Source organism: Spirilliplanes yamanashiensis (genome assembly GCF_016863475.1).
Taxonomy (GTDB): Bacteria; Actinomycetota; Actinomycetes; order Mycobacteriales; family Micromonosporaceae; genus Spirilliplanes; species Spirilliplanes yamanashiensis.
Genome location: NZ_BOOY01000008.1, coordinates 167415 through 181078, shown reverse-complemented (window position 1 = coordinate 181078; position 13664 = coordinate 167415). Strand labels below are relative to the sequence as shown.

16 protein-coding genes and 1 pseudogene are annotated in these 13664 nt (G+C 75.4%); 12 read left to right on the top strand and 5 right to left on the bottom strand.

Annotated elements, in window-relative coordinates; translation table 11 throughout:
• Window position 1: 1 nt before the first annotated feature.
• From Sya03_RS07775 to Sya03_RS07765, 3 genes are read left to right on the top strand one after another with little or no spacing between them, the layout of a single operon-like run.
• On the top strand, window positions 2-1072 hold the full coding sequence (locus Sya03_RS07775) for a type III polyketide synthase (RefSeq protein ID WP_203937504.1): 1071 nt from the start codon (window positions 2-4) through the stop codon (window positions 1070-1072).
• Window positions 1054-1509, top strand: a complete 456-nt coding sequence (locus Sya03_RS07770; protein ID WP_203937503.1) for a DUF6023 family protein — start codon at window positions 1054-1056, stop codon at window positions 1507-1509. Before Sya03_RS07775 ends, Sya03_RS07770 begins: the two co-directional genes overlap by 19 nt.
• 17 nt (window positions 1510-1526) lie before the next feature.
• Window positions 1527-1973, top strand: a complete 447-nt coding sequence (locus Sya03_RS07765; RefSeq protein ID WP_203937502.1) for a DUF6023 family protein — start codon at window positions 1527-1529, stop codon at window positions 1971-1973.
• A 4-nt stretch (window positions 1974-1977) separates the two neighbouring features.
• On the opposite strand, the gene Sya03_RS07760 is transcribed toward Sya03_RS07765, so the two are convergent.
• Window positions 1978-2781 (bottom strand): hypothetical protein, encoded by an 804-nt coding sequence (locus Sya03_RS07760; protein WP_203937501.1) that lies wholly within the window; start codon window positions 2779-2781, stop codon window positions 1978-1980.
• Window positions 2782-3108: 327 nt separating this feature from the next.
• On the opposite strand from Sya03_RS07760, the gene Sya03_RS07755 reads away from it, so the two are divergent.
• Genes Sya03_RS07755 through Sya03_RS07735 form a run of 5 tightly spaced genes read left to right on the top strand, consistent with a single transcriptional unit; the run spans window position 3109 to window position 6339 of the window.
• Complete coding sequence (locus tag Sya03_RS07755) at window positions 3109-3594, top strand: CarD family transcriptional regulator (RefSeq protein ID WP_041832964.1); 486 nt, start codon at window positions 3109-3111, stop codon at window positions 3592-3594.
• A gap of 42 nt (window positions 3595-3636) precedes the next feature.
• Window positions 3637-4344, top strand: coding sequence for a 2-C-methyl-D-erythritol 4-phosphate cytidylyltransferase (ispD, locus tag Sya03_RS07750; protein ID WP_203937500.1), 708 nt, complete (start codon window positions 3637-3639; stop codon window positions 4342-4344).
• A gap of 4 nt (window positions 4345-4348) precedes the next feature.
• Window positions 4349-4837, top strand: a complete 489-nt coding sequence (ispF, locus tag Sya03_RS07745; protein ID WP_203937499.1) for a 2-C-methyl-D-erythritol 2,4-cyclodiphosphate synthase — start codon at window positions 4349-4351, stop codon at window positions 4835-4837.
• Window positions 4834-5223, top strand: a complete 390-nt coding sequence (locus tag Sya03_RS07740; protein ID WP_203937498.1) for a PPOX class F420-dependent oxidoreductase — start codon at window positions 4834-4836, stop codon at window positions 5221-5223. Before ispF ends, Sya03_RS07740 begins: the two co-directional genes overlap by 4 nt.
• A gap of 30 nt (window positions 5224-5253) precedes the next feature.
• On the top strand, window positions 5254-6339 hold the full coding sequence (locus Sya03_RS07735) for a tetratricopeptide repeat protein (RefSeq protein WP_203937497.1): 1086 nt from the start codon (window positions 5254-5256) through the stop codon (window positions 6337-6339).
• A 22-nt stretch (window positions 6340-6361) separates the two neighbouring features.
• Here Sya03_RS07735 and Sya03_RS07730 read toward each other — a convergent pair whose 3' ends face one another.
• Window positions 6362-7528 (bottom strand): ROK family transcriptional regulator, encoded by a 1167-nt coding sequence (locus Sya03_RS07730; protein WP_239107190.1) that lies wholly within the window; start codon window positions 7526-7528, stop codon window positions 6362-6364.
• 230 nt (window positions 7529-7758) lie between these two features.
• The gene (locus Sya03_RS07725) at window positions 7759-8925 is read right to left on the bottom strand and encodes a homogentisate 1,2-dioxygenase (protein ID WP_203937495.1); all 1167 of its coding nucleotides are present in this window, start codon (window positions 8923-8925) and stop codon (window positions 7759-7761) included.
• Window positions 8926-8995: 70 nt separating this feature from the next.
• Between Sya03_RS07725 and Sya03_RS07720 the strand changes: the two genes are divergently transcribed.
• From Sya03_RS07720 to Sya03_RS07705, 4 genes are read left to right on the top strand one after another with little or no spacing between them, the layout of a single operon-like run.
• Complete coding sequence (locus Sya03_RS07720; protein ID WP_203937494.1) at window positions 8996-9841, top strand: hypothetical protein; 846 nt, start codon at window positions 8996-8998, stop codon at window positions 9839-9841.
• The gene (gene fahA, locus Sya03_RS07715) at window positions 9838-10989 is read left to right on the top strand and encodes a fumarylacetoacetase (protein WP_203937493.1); all 1152 of its coding nucleotides are present in this window, start codon (window positions 9838-9840) and stop codon (window positions 10987-10989) included. Before Sya03_RS07720 ends, fahA begins: the two co-directional genes overlap by 4 nt.
• Before the next feature lie 42 nt (window positions 10990-11031).
• Window positions 11032-11511 (top strand): SRPBCC family protein, encoded by a 480-nt coding sequence (locus Sya03_RS07710; RefSeq protein ID WP_203937492.1) that lies wholly within the window; start codon window positions 11032-11034, stop codon window positions 11509-11511.
• Between the two features lie 24 nt (window positions 11512-11535).
• Window positions 11536-12675, top strand: a complete 1140-nt coding sequence (locus Sya03_RS07705; protein ID WP_203937491.1) for an outer membrane protein assembly factor BamB family protein — start codon at window positions 11536-11538, stop codon at window positions 12673-12675.
• A gap of 2 nt (window positions 12676-12677) precedes the next feature.
• Here the strand turns inward: Sya03_RS07705 and Sya03_RS07700 are convergent, their stop codons facing one another.
• Together Sya03_RS07700 and Sya03_RS07695 are read right to left on the bottom strand one after the other, a co-directional pair.
• A complete protein-coding gene (locus Sya03_RS07700) occupies window positions 12678-13250 on the bottom strand; it encodes a hypothetical protein (RefSeq protein ID WP_203937490.1) in 573 nt (190 codons plus the stop codon).
• A 17-nt stretch (window positions 13251-13267) separates the two neighbouring features.
• Window positions 13268-13663: pseudogene (locus tag Sya03_RS07695) on the bottom strand (YybH family protein); the annotation flags it as partial.
• Between the last annotated feature and the right edge of the window lies 1 nt (window position 13664).

Below are 13664 nucleotides of genomic sequence, written 5' to 3'. Positions count from 1 at the left end.
GATGGCCTGGGGAGGCACTGTGGGCGCGGTCGTCGCGGGACTGGGCACGTCCTTCCCGCCGCAGGCGGATCAGGACACGCTGTGGCGGGACTACTTCGAGAAGCACTACACGGGCGCGGCGCAGAGCCTCGCCCGGCGGATCTTCGCGCACTCCGGGGTGCGCACCCGCAGCGCGGCGGTCAGCCCGCTGCTGGAAGACGTGTCGGGCTGGTCGACGGAGCGCCGGATGCGTCGCTACCAGGTCGAGGCGATGCCGCTGGGCAAGGAGGCCGTCGCCCGGGCGCTGACGGAGTCGGGCGTGGCCGCCGACGAGATCGGCCTGTTCGCGGTCTGCTCGTGCACCGGCTACGCCACCCCCGGCCTGGACATCATGCTGGCGCGCGACATGGGCATGAGCCCGTCGGTGCAGCGCCTGTTCGTCGGGCACATGGGCTGCTACGCCGCCCTGCCGGGGCTGGGCGCCGTCAGCGACTTCGTCGCCGCCCGCGGCCGGCCCGCCCTGCTGCTCTGCGCCGAGCTGACCAGCCTGCACATCCAGCCGCCGGGCGCCCGCGCCGACACCCAGCAGATCGTCGCGCACGCCCTGTTCTCCGACGCCGCGGCCGCCGTCGTGGTCCGTCCGGGGGGCCGGGGGTACGCGGTCCGCGAGGTCGCCGCCGTCACGGACACCTCGACGGCGGACCACATGACGTGGGAGATGACCGACCTGGGCTTCCGGATGGGCCTGTCGCCGCGCGTGCCGAACGTGCTGGCGCTGCACGTCCGCGGCCTGGTCGACGGCCTGCTCGGCCGGCACGGCCTGACGGTCGCCGACGTGGACGGCTGGGCCGTGCACCCGGGCGGCCCGCGCATCCTGTCGACCGTCGAGGAGCAGCTGGCCCTGCCGCCGGACGCCCTCGACGCCTCGAAGGCCACCCTGGCCGCGCACGGCAACTGCTCGTCGCCGACGGTGCTGCTGGTGCTGGACGCGCTGCGGTCGCGCCCGGAGCCGCCGCGCTCGATCGTGATGCTGGCGTTCGGCCCCGGGCTGACCCTCTATGCGACCCTGCTGGGGTGGGACGAGGCCGGCTGAACACCGTGGCGCTGTACGGCGGCGCGGCGCTGCTGACCGCCGCGGGCGCGGCGTGGTGGGTGGCCGCGGCCCCGGCCGCCGGCGACCCGGACCCCCGGGTGGCGGCGTGGGGTGCGGCGGCGGCGCGGGCGATGTCCGTCGACGACGTGCGGGTGGCCGCCTCCGGCACGGCGGTGCTGCGCTCCGGCGCGGAGCGCTCCTGGGACGCGGACGTGTCGATCGGCCAGTTCCAGCTGCGCATGGTGTGCGCGGGCGAGGGCGTGGTCAGCGTCCGGACCGGCCCGCAGGACAACGGCGCCGCGTACACGGTGACGTGCGGGGAGACGCCGGTGCCGCAGGCGGCCGTGCTGGGCGCGGCGGGGCCGTTCCGGATGGAGGCGTCGGCGTCGCGCGGGACGTCGGTGTTCCGGTGGCAGCTGGCCCGCATCATCTACTGACGTGCCACGCTCGTGGGGTGAACCGCAGCAGTGTGTCGCTCTACGGCTGCGCGGCCGCCGTGCTGCTGGCGGGCGCGGCCTGGTACACGGTGAACGCCCCGCCGGGCCCGTCGCCGCGGCTGGAGCTGGAGGGCCTGCGCCAGGCGGTGGCCGCGGTGCTGCCGCCGGCCGACGACCTGGTGGTGGGTGACACGTTCGAGCTGGCCGAGGGCGCGACCCGGCAGGCGCGGGCGGAGGAGATGCCGTTCGCGGTGTACGAGGTGCTGCTGGCCTGCGCGGGCGAGGGCCGGGTGCGCGCCCAGCTCGGCCGGTCGGTCAACGCGGTGCGGATGATCGAGTGCGGCCGCCCCCCGGTGCCGGTGCAGGTGCGCCGGGGCCTGTCGGGCGACGTGGTGCTGAACCTGACCGCCGAGACCCGCGGGACGGTGGTGTTCGGCTGGCAGCTGTTCCGGCCGGAGCGCTAGGCGGTCAGAGCCGGGCGAGGTCGGGCCGGAAGTCGTCGATCGACGCGGTGCGCGGCACGGTCCGCACGATGCCGCCGTCCCGGTCGACGAGCAGCACGCTCGCGGTGCCGTCCGGGCTGGGCAGCCGGAACGACTGGCGCAGCTCACCGGCGGGGTCGATGAGCGCCCGGGCGGCCGGCGCGGCCCCGGCGGGCGGGACGACGGGCGTGTGGGTGGCGGGCGCGCCCGCGGCGGTGGTGGGCCCGGGCGGCTGCTGGGCGGCGGGCGCCGCGGGGGCCGAGGGGGCGGCGGACGGCGCCCGGCCGGTGACGGTGACGACGGTGGTGCCGGGCCTGACGGCGGCGGTGGCGGAGCGGACGAGGTCGTCGCACCGGCAGCCGTCGACGAGCACGATGACGGCGGGCAGCAGCTTGGTCAGGGCGACGACCTGGCCGTCGGCGGTGAGCAGGTCGAGGGCGGGCAGCCGGCCGGCGGGGCTGCCGGTGGGCCGCTGCACGGTGGCGGGCCGGCTGATGCCGGGCCAGCCGGCGACGAACAGGCTGCCGAGGCTGGCCAGGGTGACGACGACGGCGATGGCCATGATGAGCACCGGCGCGCGCAGGGCGGGGCGGCGGCGGCCGGCGGGCGGCCGGCGGGCCTGCAGCTCGGCGCGCACGGCGGCGGCCTCGGCGGCCAGGGCGGAGGCGTCGTCGGGGACGACCAGCTCGCGCCACTCGGGCGGCAGCTCGGGGAGGTCGTCGGGGGTGGGGCCGTCGGGCACGGGGCCGTCGGGTGGCCGGTTGCCGCCGTTGCCGCCAGGGCTGCCCATGCGCGCGCCTCCCCTCCGGCACTTTTCGTCCGGGGTCCTTACCTGCACAGCCTCCCCCACGTGCGGGCGGACCGCCAGTAGGGGGCGCTTCCGGGCGAGGCGATACGCTTGACCTCGCGAATAGCGCACATCACGAAATCTCCGACTCGCTGGCTCGAGTGGTGAACGATCCATCACTCTCCGTCGCTGAGGCATCTCCAGCGCCCGCTGTCAAGCGGGAGAAAGCCCTCTCACAGGGCCCCTGAGCTGCACTAACAGTGACGGGCGAGGTGGGACATCGGTGCCGGAGCGTGTTACCCTAGACACAGCGAAAGGGGTTTCGAACCTATGGTTTTCAGTGTCGGCGAGACCGTTGTTTACCCCCACCACGGGGCCGCACTCATCGAGGCAATCGAGACTAGGACGATCAAGGGCGTGGAGAAGCAGTACCTCGTCCTCCGGGTCGCTCAGGGTGACCTGACGGTCCGTGTGCCCGCTGAGAACGCCGAGATCGTCGGCGTGCGCGAGGTGGTCGGCGAGGAAGGCCTGGGCAAGGTCTTCGACGTCCTCCGCGCTCCGCACACCGAGGAGCCGACCAACTGGTCGCGGCGCTACAAGGCGAATCTCGAGAAGCTGGCCTCGGGTAACCCGCTGAAGGTGGCCGAGGTCGTCCGCGACCTGTGGCGCCGGGAGCGGGAGCGTGGCCTCTCTGCGGGTGAGAAGCGGATGCTCGCCAAGGCCCGCGACATCCTCGTCGGCGAGGTGGCCCTCGCCGAGAAGAGCACCAAGGACGAGGCGGAAGTCCTCCTCGACAAGGTGCTCACCGAGGCCTGATCGCATCCCCAACCGCACCACCACCCCGAACAGGACCGCGACGTGACCGCGCAGCTCAACCCGCGCGGTGACGTCGCGGTCCTCGTTCCGGCGGCCGGAGCCGGGGTACGCCTCGGCGCCGGCGCCCCCAAGGCGCTGCGCCCGCTCGCCGGTGCGCCCCTGCTCGTGCACGCCGTCCGCCGGGTCGCCCTGGCGCCGTCGGTGCGGTGCGTGGTCGTCGCCGCGCCGCCCGCCGAGGTCGACGCCGTGCGCGCGCTGCTCGCCCCGGTCGCCCCGGTGACGGTGGTGGCCGGCGGCGCGGAACGCCAGCAGTCCGTCGCCGCCGCGCTCGCGGCCGTCCCGGCCGGCATCCCCATCGTGCTCGTCCACGACGCGGCGCGGGCGCTCACCCCGCCGGCGCTCGTCGAGGCGGTCGCGGCGGCGGTGCGCGGCGGCGCCGACGCGGTCATCCCGGTGCTGCCCGTGATCGACACGATCAAGGAGGTCGACGCGGCGGGCACGGTCCTGGGCACCGTCGACCGGGCGGCGCTGCGGGCCGTGCAGACGCCGCAGGGCTTCCGCCGCACCGTGCTCGCGGCGGCCCACGCGGCGGCCACCGACCCGCTCACCGACGACGCCGGACTGGTCGAGAAGGCGGGCGGCGCCGTGCTGTGCGTGCCCGGCTCCGAGCTGGCCCTCAAGATCACCCGTCCGCTGGACCTGCTGATCGCCGAGGCGCTGCTGGCCGCGGAGGGCGGCGGCGTAGCGTGACGCCGTGATCATCCCGCGCGTGGGCGTCGGCACGGACGTGCACGCCTTCTCCACCGGCCGCGACTGCTGGGTGGCCGGCCTGCACTGGCCCGGCGAGACCGGCCTGGCCGGGCACTCCGACGCCGACGTGGCCGCCCACGCCGCCTGCGACGCCCTGCTGTCCGCGGCCGGGCTCGGCGACCTCGGCAGCAACTTCGGCACCGACCGCCCCGAGTGGGCCGGCGCGTCCGGGGCGGCGCTGCTCGGCGAGACCGCCCGGCGGGTGCGCGCGGCCGGGTTCGCCATCGGCAACGTGTCGATCCAGGTCGTCGGCGTCCGGCCGAAGATCGGGCGGCGGCGCGACGAGGCGCAGGCGGTGCTGTCCGCGGCCGTCGGCGCGCCCGTCACCGTCGCCGGCACCACCACCGACGGGCTCGGCCTGACCGGGCGTGGCGAAGGTCTCGCGGCGATCGCCGTCGCCCTGGTCCACGAGACGGCAGGATCGGTGGCATGACGATCCCGCTCCCCGACGACGTGCAGACGCTGCTCGACGCGCCGACCTTCGTGGTGCTGACCACGCTCGCCAAGGACGGCTCCCCGCACTCCACCACCATGTGGGCCAAGCGCGACGGCGACGACGTCCTGTTCTCCACCGTCCGCGGCCGGCAGAAGGCGCGCAACCTGGAGCGCGACCCCCGCGCGTCGGTCGCCGCGTACGACCCGGCGAACCCGTACTCGTACTTCTCGGTCAGCGGCGAGGTCACCATGACGCCCGAGGGCGGCCGCGAGCTGATCGACGAGCTGAGCATGAAGTACGGCGGCCAGAAGTACCCGGAGGAGCCCGCGGGCACCGTGCGGCTGGTCTGCCGGCTGACCCCGCGGAAGATCCTGGGGAAGTAGCGTTCGCGGGCGGGCCCTAAGCTTCTGGACGTGTCCAGCGACGCCGAGCCCGCCCCCGAGACGTCCGCCGAGCAGTTCCGGCAGCGCGCCCTCCTCCTCGCCGACCTCGGCCGCTACGACGAGGCCGCCGGCGAGGTGCGCGAGGGGCTGTCCGCCGCGCCCGCCGACACCGCCCTGCTGACGACGCTCGCCCGGCTGCACCTCGCCGCCGGGCAGCCCGCCGAGGCCCTCACGGCCGCCGACCGGGCGCTCGCCGCCGACGCCGACGCGGTCGAGGCGCTGATCATCCGCGGCGACGCGCTCGCCGACCTGCGCCGCTACTCCGAGGCCGCCGCCGTCGCCGCCGACGTGCTGGGGCGCTGGCCCGCCGACGCGTACGCCCAGCGGGCCGGCGCCGCCCTGCTCTCCGAGAGCCGCAACGGCCAGCCCGCCCTCGACGCGGCGTGGCGCGCCGTCAGCCTCCAGCCCACCGAGGCCGACGCCCACCTGGTGCTGAGCGTCGTGGCGGCCCGGCTGCGCCTGTTCGACCTGGCGCAGCGCGCCTACGGCGAGGCCCTGGAGCTCGACCCGGCGCTCGCCGAGGCGCAGCAGGGCGTCGGCCTGATCCGCTACGACCGCCGGCGCTGGTCGGCCGCGCTCGAGGAGGTGGCGGACGCGGCGACCATGCCCGGGCAGGTCGCCACCCCGCCGGACGAGCCCGTCCCGGCCGCCCAGCCCGGGTTCCAGCCGCCGGTGCCCGTCGTGGAGGACCGGGCGATCGTCGACCGGCTGCGCCAGGTGGTGCTGTACGCGGCGAACGTCACGCTCGTGGTCGGCCTGGTCACCGCGCTCATGTCGGTCGTCGGCGAGGGCGTGTCCCGCGCCTGGGCGGGCGTGGTCGGGGTGTCCGGCCTGGTCGTGCTCGGCATCTGGGCCGGGCGGCGGCTCGGCGGCGGGGCGTTCGCCCGGGCCCGCGCGGTCGAGGGCCGCCGGCTGACGTTCGCGGTCTACGCCACGTTCCTGGCGCCCGTCGGCATCGTCGCGTACGCGGCGGTGGGCGGCCCGGCGCCGCTGGTGGCGGCGATGGTCCTGGCCGCGGCGGCCGAGCTGGCCGTGGTGCTGAACCGCCGGAGCTGACCGGCGCCGGCGGCGGCTGCGGTTACGGCGCCGACTTGTCGCGGATGCCGTCGAGCAGCGACTGGCGCACCTCGGCGAGGCCCGCGTCCAGCGCCCCCAGCAGCACCGCGTCGTCGTGGATCGCGGTGACCTCGATGCTGGTCTCCAGCGGGGTCGTGCGCGTCAGCGCCCGGCTCACCGCGTCGCGCAGCACCTCGCCGCCCGCCTGCGAGACCTGGCCGGCGAGGACGACCAGCGCCGGGTCGAGCACGGCGACGATCGCGGCGATGGCGACCGACACCCGCCGGGCCAGCACGTCGAGGAACTTGCCGGCGTTCTCCGGGTCGGCCGCCGCCGCGGCGACCGCCTCGGCCGGGGTGTCGCCGGGGATGCCGTGCGCGGTCGCCAGCTCCAGCACGGCCGGGCCGCCGACCAGCTCCTGCAGCGACACCGTCTGCTCGCCGCACGCGTCGTCGGCGGAGCCGGCGGCGGACATCGGCATGTAGCCGATCTCGCCGGCGCCGCCGCGGGCGCCGCGCAGCATGACGCCGTTGATGTCGATGGCCGCGCCGAGGCCCTCCTCGCCCAGCCACACCAGCGCGAAGCCGTCCGCCTCGCGGGCCACGCCGCGCTCGCGCTCGGCGACGGCGGCCAGGTTGACGTCGTTCTCCACGCCGACCTGGGTGCCCAGCCGCAGGCCGATCTCCGGGACCAGGCCGGGCCGCTCCCAGTTCGGGATGTCGGAGTGCTTGATGGTGGCCTCGAACGGGTCGTACGAGCCGGCCACCCCCAGCTGCACGTAGCGCAGCGAGCCGGTCGGCACGCCGGACTCGGTGTGCAGGCGCTCGACCAGCTCGACCACCGCGTCGACCGGGTCGGTGGCCTCGAAGTCGATCGACGACTCGACCCGGGCGCGGACCACGCCGGTCAGGTCGCACAGCGCGGCGGTCAGCGTGGGCACGCCGGTCGTCATGGCGTCGCGCACGCTGATGGCGGCCGTGTAGGCGGCGTCGGCGTTCACCGCGTAGATCTCGGCGTGCGGACCCGGCCGGCCGCTGACCCGCCCGGCGATGGTGACCAGGCCGGAGTCGACCAGCCGGCGCAGCACCTCGGAGATCGTGGGCGTCGACAGCGTGGTCAGGGCGCGCAGGTCGGCGCGGGTGAGCTGGCCGCGTTCGAGCAGGTGCGCCAGCGCCGCGCTCTCGTTCATCGCGCGGAGCAGTTTGGGCGAATGCGCGAGTCGCGACACGATGCTCCAGATAGTGGGGCGGACTGGCCGATTCGGACGACCGGGACGGTAGGGGCGCGTGACGACACTGTCAAGGTTGCGACCTGCGACAACGCACCGTGTTGGCACACTTACGCGCCTGGTTCGCGATGCCGTCCGACAGCGTAAGCGGTCCCGGCCACGATCCAGCTACCCGATTGACGTGGGGAACATTACGTGGCAGGGCGCCCGGCCCACGTCCACGCGTACCCGGAGTCCTCGCAGGCCAGCGCCGCGTCGCACAGGTCCAGCGGCCGGAACGTGTCGACCATGACGGCCAGCTCGTCGAACGCCTCCAGGCCGAGCGCCCGCTCGACCGCGCCCGGCTGCGGCCCGTGCGTGAACCCGGACGGGTGCAGCGAGATGGACCCCTGCTCGATCCCGGAACCGCGGCGCGCCTCGTAGTTGCCGCCGGTGTAGAACATCATCTCGTCGGAGTCGACGTTGTGGTGGTTGTACGGCACCGGCACGGCCAGCGGGTGGTAGTCGACCTTGCGCGGCACGAACGAGCACACCACGAAGTTCGGCCCCTGGAACGTCTGGTGCACCGGCGGCGGCTGGTGCACCCGGCCGGTGATCGGCTCGAAGTCGTGGATCGAGAACGCCCACGGGTAGAGGCAGCCGTCCCAGCCCACCACGTCGAACGGGTGGTGCGCGTACACGTGCCGGGTCCAGCCGCGGCGGTGCTGCACCAGCACCTCGACGTTCTCGTCGTCGCTCTGCAGCGGCTCCGACGGGCCGCGGACGTCGCGCTCGCAGTACGGCGCGTGCTCCAGGAACTGGCCGCGCACCGACAGGTACCGCTTCGGCGGGCCGATGTGGCCGGTCGCCTCCATCGTCAGCACCCGCGCCGCGCCGTCGGGCACCAGCCGGTGCACCACCGAGGTGGGGACGATGCCGTAGTCGCCGGCCTCCAGCCGCAGCACCCCGAACGTCGACTCGACCGTCAGCGCGCCCGCCTCGACGTACAGGCACTCGTCGCCGATCGCGTTGCGGTACAGCGGGGACGGGCGGTCGGCCACCACGTACGAGATGCGCACGTCGTCGTTGGCCAGCAGCGGCTGGCGGCCCAGCACCGCGTCCGCCGGGCCGGCGTCGAGCTTGTGGGTGCGCAGGTGCCGGGGCTTGAGCGGCCGGTTCGGCGAGCGGATGTGCGCGGGCGGGTCGAACTCCTCCGCCGCCACGATCGCCGTCGGCAGGTGCCGGTGGTAGAGCAGGGACGAGTCGGAGGAGAACCCCTCCTGACCCATCAGCTCCTCGGCGTACAGGCCGCCGTCGGGCCGCCTGAACTGCGTGTGCCGCTTGGGCGGAACCTCGCCCACGCTGCGGTAGTAAGGCACGTGGCACCTCCGGGAGCACGGAAAACGTCGCTGTTGTCCGGCCTTCGTAGCGTCCATTAGGTTCGAATTCGTGTCAACGCTGGTACCGCGCCTCGTCGAGGGGCTCGTCGACGACGCGGCGGTCTTCCCGCCCGGCTCGGCGACCCTGCCGGACGCCGTGACGTCCCACCGCGCCCACCGCATGGCCTGGTACCGCACGCTGGTCGGGCCGCTGCTCGTGCCCGTGAGCGAGCTGCCCGCGCTCGACGTGGCCCGCGCCCCCACCATCGGCGTCATCGGCGACACCGGGCTCGGCGCGCTGCCCGGCGCCGTCGACAAGGCCCTCGCCGCCGGCCTGGACGTGCGCCAGGTCGAGGCCGCGGTCGCCAAGCGCGGCGAGGACCCGCAGCCCGGCCTGGAGCGGCTGCGGGCGTTCGCCGCCGACCACCCCGGCATCGAGGTGTACGCCGAGATCCCGCTGACGTGGGGCCTGCTGGGCGCGCTGGACACGGTGGCGCAGGCGCGGGCGGAGGGCGGGCGGATCACCCCGAAGTTCCGCACCGGGGGGCTCGCCGCCGAGCTGTTCCCCACCCCGGTGGAACTGGCCGCGGTCATCTGCGCCTGCCGCGACCGCGCGCTACGTTTCAAGCTCACCGCCGGGCTGCACCACGCCGTCCGGCACACCGACCCGGAGACCGGCTTCACCCACCACGGCTTCCTCAACGTGCTGGTGGCCGCGCTGGAGGCGGACGAGGGGGCCGAGGTGGCCGCCGTGTCCGAGGCGCTGGCCGTCACGCACCCGCTGCCGCTGGTGGAGCCGGCCAAGGCGCGCCGGCACGACGAGCGGCCGCTCTGGGCCGGGTTCGGCTCGTGCAGCGTGCTCGAGCCGCTCACCGACATGGTCCGCCTCGGGCTGGTCAACGGAGGACACGAGTGACTCTCTACGGGCTGGACAACCTTCCGTACGGGGTGTTCAGCGTCGACGGCGGGCGGCGGCGCATCGGCGTCCGGGTGCACGACGACGTCCTCGACCTCGACGCCGCCGAGGCGGCCGGCCTGATCGACGCGCGCGGCGCCCTGCGCACCCCCACCCTGAACGCGCACATGGCGCAGGGCCGGGCGGCCTGGTCGGCGGTGCGCGCCCGGGTGCGCGAGCTGGCCCGGGCGGGCGACGGCACGCTGGTGCCGCTGGCCGACTGCGAGCTGCACCTGCCGTTCCAGGTGGCCGACTACGTCGACTTCTACTCCTCGGCGTGGCACGCCTCGAACGTCGGCAAGATCCTGCGCCCGAACCAGCCGGACATCCCGGAGAACTGGTGGCACCTGCCCATCGGCTACCACGGCCGGGCCGGCACGGTCACCGTCTCGGGCACGCCGATCGTGCGCCCGTGGGGGCAGCGCCGCGGCGACGGCGGACCCGCGTTCGGGCCGTCGACCCGGCTCGACATCGAGGCGGAGGTCGGCTTCGTCGTCGGCACCCCGACCCGGCTCGGCACCCGCGTGCCGGTGTCCGGCCTGGCCGACCACGTGTTCGGCGTGGTGCTGGTCAACGACTGGTCCGCCCGCGACATCCAGGCCTGGGAGTACGTGCCGCTGGGCCCGTTCTGCGGCAAGTCGTTCGCCACCAGCGTGGCGCCCTGGGTGGTGCCGCTGGAGGCGCTCGCGCACGCCTGGACGCCCGCGCCGGCGCAGGACCCGCCGGTGCTCGACTACCTGCGCGCCGACGAACACCTGGGGCTCGACCTGTCGCTGGCCGTCGAGTGGAACGGCACCCGGGTCAGCCGGCCCCCGTTCGCCGGCATGTACTGGACCCCCGCCCAGCAGCTGGCCCACCTGACCGTCAACGGCGCGTCGCTGTGCACCGGCGACCTGTTCGCCTCCGGCACCGTCTCGGGCCCGCAGCGCGAGGAGGTCGGCTCGTTCCTGGAGCTGACGGCGGCCGGGCCGGTCCGGCTGGCGGACGGCTCGCTGCGCACGTTCCTGGAGGACGGCGACACCGTGTCGATCACCGCCACCGCTCCGGGCCCCGACGGCACGACGATCGGCTTCGGCGAGGTCACCGGGACGGTTGTGAAGACCGCCTGAAACGGGTGTGCAGACAGCCACTGTGCGATTACCGTGTACGGCATGTCGACGGTGGCCGTGAGCCGGCTGGTGGATGCGCCGGTCGACGCCGTCTGGCGGACCTTCACCGACCTCGGCGGCCGGTGCGAGTGGATGTCCACCGTCAACCGCGTCGAGCTGCTGACCCGGGGCCCGTTCGGCACCGGCACGGTGTGGCGGGAGAGCCGCACGATGGTCGACGGCGACGAGGTCACCGAGGAGTTCCGGGTGCGCGAGTGCGTCGCCCCCGAGCGCTTCGTGGTGGCGTCGCCCGGCATCGGCGCCGACTACCGCATGACGTACACGTTCACGCCCGTCGACCACGGCCGGCACGTCGGCGGCACGATGGTGACGGTCGTGCAGGACGGCACCCCGACCGCCCGCGGCGGGCGTTTCCTCGCGCTGGTCTTCGGCGGCCTCGCCGCGCTCACCGTCGAGGGCGCGCTGCGCCGCGACCTGGACGACCTGGCCGTGGCGGCGACGGCGGGCTCCGCGGCCGCCTGAACCCGCCCCGCTATCGTTTCGCGGGTGACCTCCTCCGTCGGCCGGCGCGTGCTCGGCGCCCTGGTCGCGGTGGCGCTCACGGCCGCCGCCGGGCTGATCTCCTGGCGGGTGCTGCGCCCGGCCGAGGTCTCGTACCCGCTGTCGGCGCCGTACCCGGCCGCGCCCGCCAGCCCCGGGCCCGGGGTGATCGCCCGCTTCCTCGGGGCGTCGCTCGTCGTCGACGGCCGGCTGCGGATATACGCCAACAGCGGCAGCGTCCGCGCCGACACCCCCGCCGACGCCACCACCCAGCGCACCCCGGTGTGGTCGTACCGCCGCTGGCCGGCCCGGCTCGGCGGCGTCGCCGCCGTCGGCCCCACGGTCGTGACGCACTGGTCCGACGGCCGCGTCGTCGCCCTCGACGCCCGCACCGGCACGGTCGCATGGCGCGCCGACGCCCCGCCCGCCCCCGCCTGGCCGGGCCGGCGCACCGGCGCGGCCACCCTGTGGCAGCCGCCCGGCCTGCACACCTCCGGCGCCACGGTGCTGGTGACCGGCGACCGCACGGTCGCCCTCGACGCCGCGACCGGCGCCACCCGCTGGACCGCACCCACCCCGTGCCCCGGCGGCTTCACCACGGCGGGCGGCCTGCTCGTCTGCGCCGGCACCGCCCGCACCGCCGCCACGGGCGCCCCCGCCGCCTGGCCGCCCGGCCCGGCGACCCCGCTCGGCTGCGCGGCCGCCGCCTCCGCCTGCGCCGGGGCCCGCTCCGCGACCGGCGAGGGCTGGCTGACCACCGCCGCCACCCCGGCGCGCACGCCCGCCCTCGACCCGCCCGGCGCCACCGCCGCCGGCGACGTGGTCGTCACGCCGGCCCCGGACGGCTTCACCGCCTCCGCCGGCTGGCGCTGGACGGGCACCGCCACGGTCCTCGCCACCCAGCCCGGCCGCGTCCACCTGCTCACCCCGGACCGCCACCTCGTCACCCTCGACGCGGCGACGGGGGCGGTGCGCTCGTCGTTCCCGTACACCTTCGGCCGCGAACGACCCACGTGGACGCCCGGCGCGGTGTACGCGGCGGACGGCTACGTGGCCGTCGAACGCCTCGCACCGGACCCCGACCCGGACGGCCCGGACGCCGCCTACTACTTCACGTCCCAGACCGTCCTGCTCGCCGCGACCTAGGGTCAGCGCTCCAGCCGGACCAGCCAGTCGCCCGACATGCCCTCCGGGGTGACGGTGACCGGGAACGGCTCACCGTCCTCCAGGAACCGCCCGTCGTACGCGGTGGTCCGCACGCCCTGGTCGAAGTCCCACCAGTCCTCCTGCGCGGCCAGCCGGTTCGCCACGGTCAGCGACAGCCGTCCCGGGGTCTGGGTCACCAGGCTGATCCGCTTCTGACCGCGCCAGATGCCCATGACCGTCACGGGCCGGTTGGGGTCGGCCGGATCGGCCCGCACCGCCAGGGCGTTCTCGCCGTCGCCGTCCGGGTCGGCCGGCCGGTCCGCGTCGAGGGGACGCAGTGTCGCGGGACGCGGCGGGAACTTGTAACTCGACACCGACAGCAACTCGCCGACGGTCAGCGCGACCGGCCCGCTCGTCGCCTTCAGGGTGACCGTCAGCGGCGCGCCCACGGTCAGGTCGCCCAGGTCGAGGTCGCTGTCGAGGACCAGCCCGCCCGGGCAGCCCGCCCCGGTGCGGTACACGCGCCGGCCGTCGACCCAGATCTCCGTGTCGCCGGTGCCGGGCCCCGGGTCCACAGGTTTGCCTACGCGGAGGTGACGGTGAACGAGTGGTGTTCGTGGGTGACGGTCCAGCGGCCGTCGACCTTGCGGAGGCCGATCGTCAGCCGCAGCCGGCGGTCCGGGTTCGCCGCCCGTTCCTCCTCCGACGCGCACACCAGCAGTGCCCACGCGAACGCCACGTCGTCGCCCGCCGTCACGTCGAGGTCGACGATGTCGAAGGTGGCGCCGGAGGCCTGCCACTCGAAGAACGGCGGCCACGCCGAGCGGTACGCGTCCAGGCCGCGGATGCCGTCCTCCGGGGGCGGGACGTCGAACATGACGATGTCGTCGGCGTGGTCGGCGAGGACCGTGGGCAGGTCGCCGGTGTGGACGGCGCTGGCCCAGCGTTCGATGAGGGCGCGGATCTCGGCGGCGTCGGTGGCGGACATG

What these genes read in the sequence shown, in the direction of transcription:
- Sya03_RS07760 (WP_203937501.1), bottom strand. Translation starts at nt 2,781, where the DNA reads ATGGGCAGCCCTGGCGGCAACGGCGGCAACCGGCCACCCGACGGCCCC.
- Sya03_RS07775 (WP_203937504.1), top strand. Translation starts at nt 2, where the DNA reads ATGGCCTGGGGAGGCACTGTGGGCGCGGTCGTCGCGGGACTGGGCACG.
- Sya03_RS07755 (WP_041832964.1), top strand. Translation starts at nt 3,109, where the DNA reads ATGGTTTTCAGTGTCGGCGAGACCGTTGTTTACCCCCACCACGGGGCC.
- Sya03_RS07710 (WP_203937492.1), top strand. Translation starts at nt 11,032, where the DNA reads ATGTCGACGGTGGCCGTGAGCCGGCTGGTGGATGCGCCGGTCGACGCC.
- Sya03_RS07740 (WP_203937498.1), top strand. Translation starts at nt 4,834, where the DNA reads ATGACGATCCCGCTCCCCGACGACGTGCAGACGCTGCTCGACGCGCCG.
- Sya03_RS07730 (WP_239107190.1), bottom strand. Translation starts at nt 7,528, where the DNA reads ATGAACGAGAGCGCGGCGCTGGCGCACCTGCTCGAACGCGGCCAGCTC.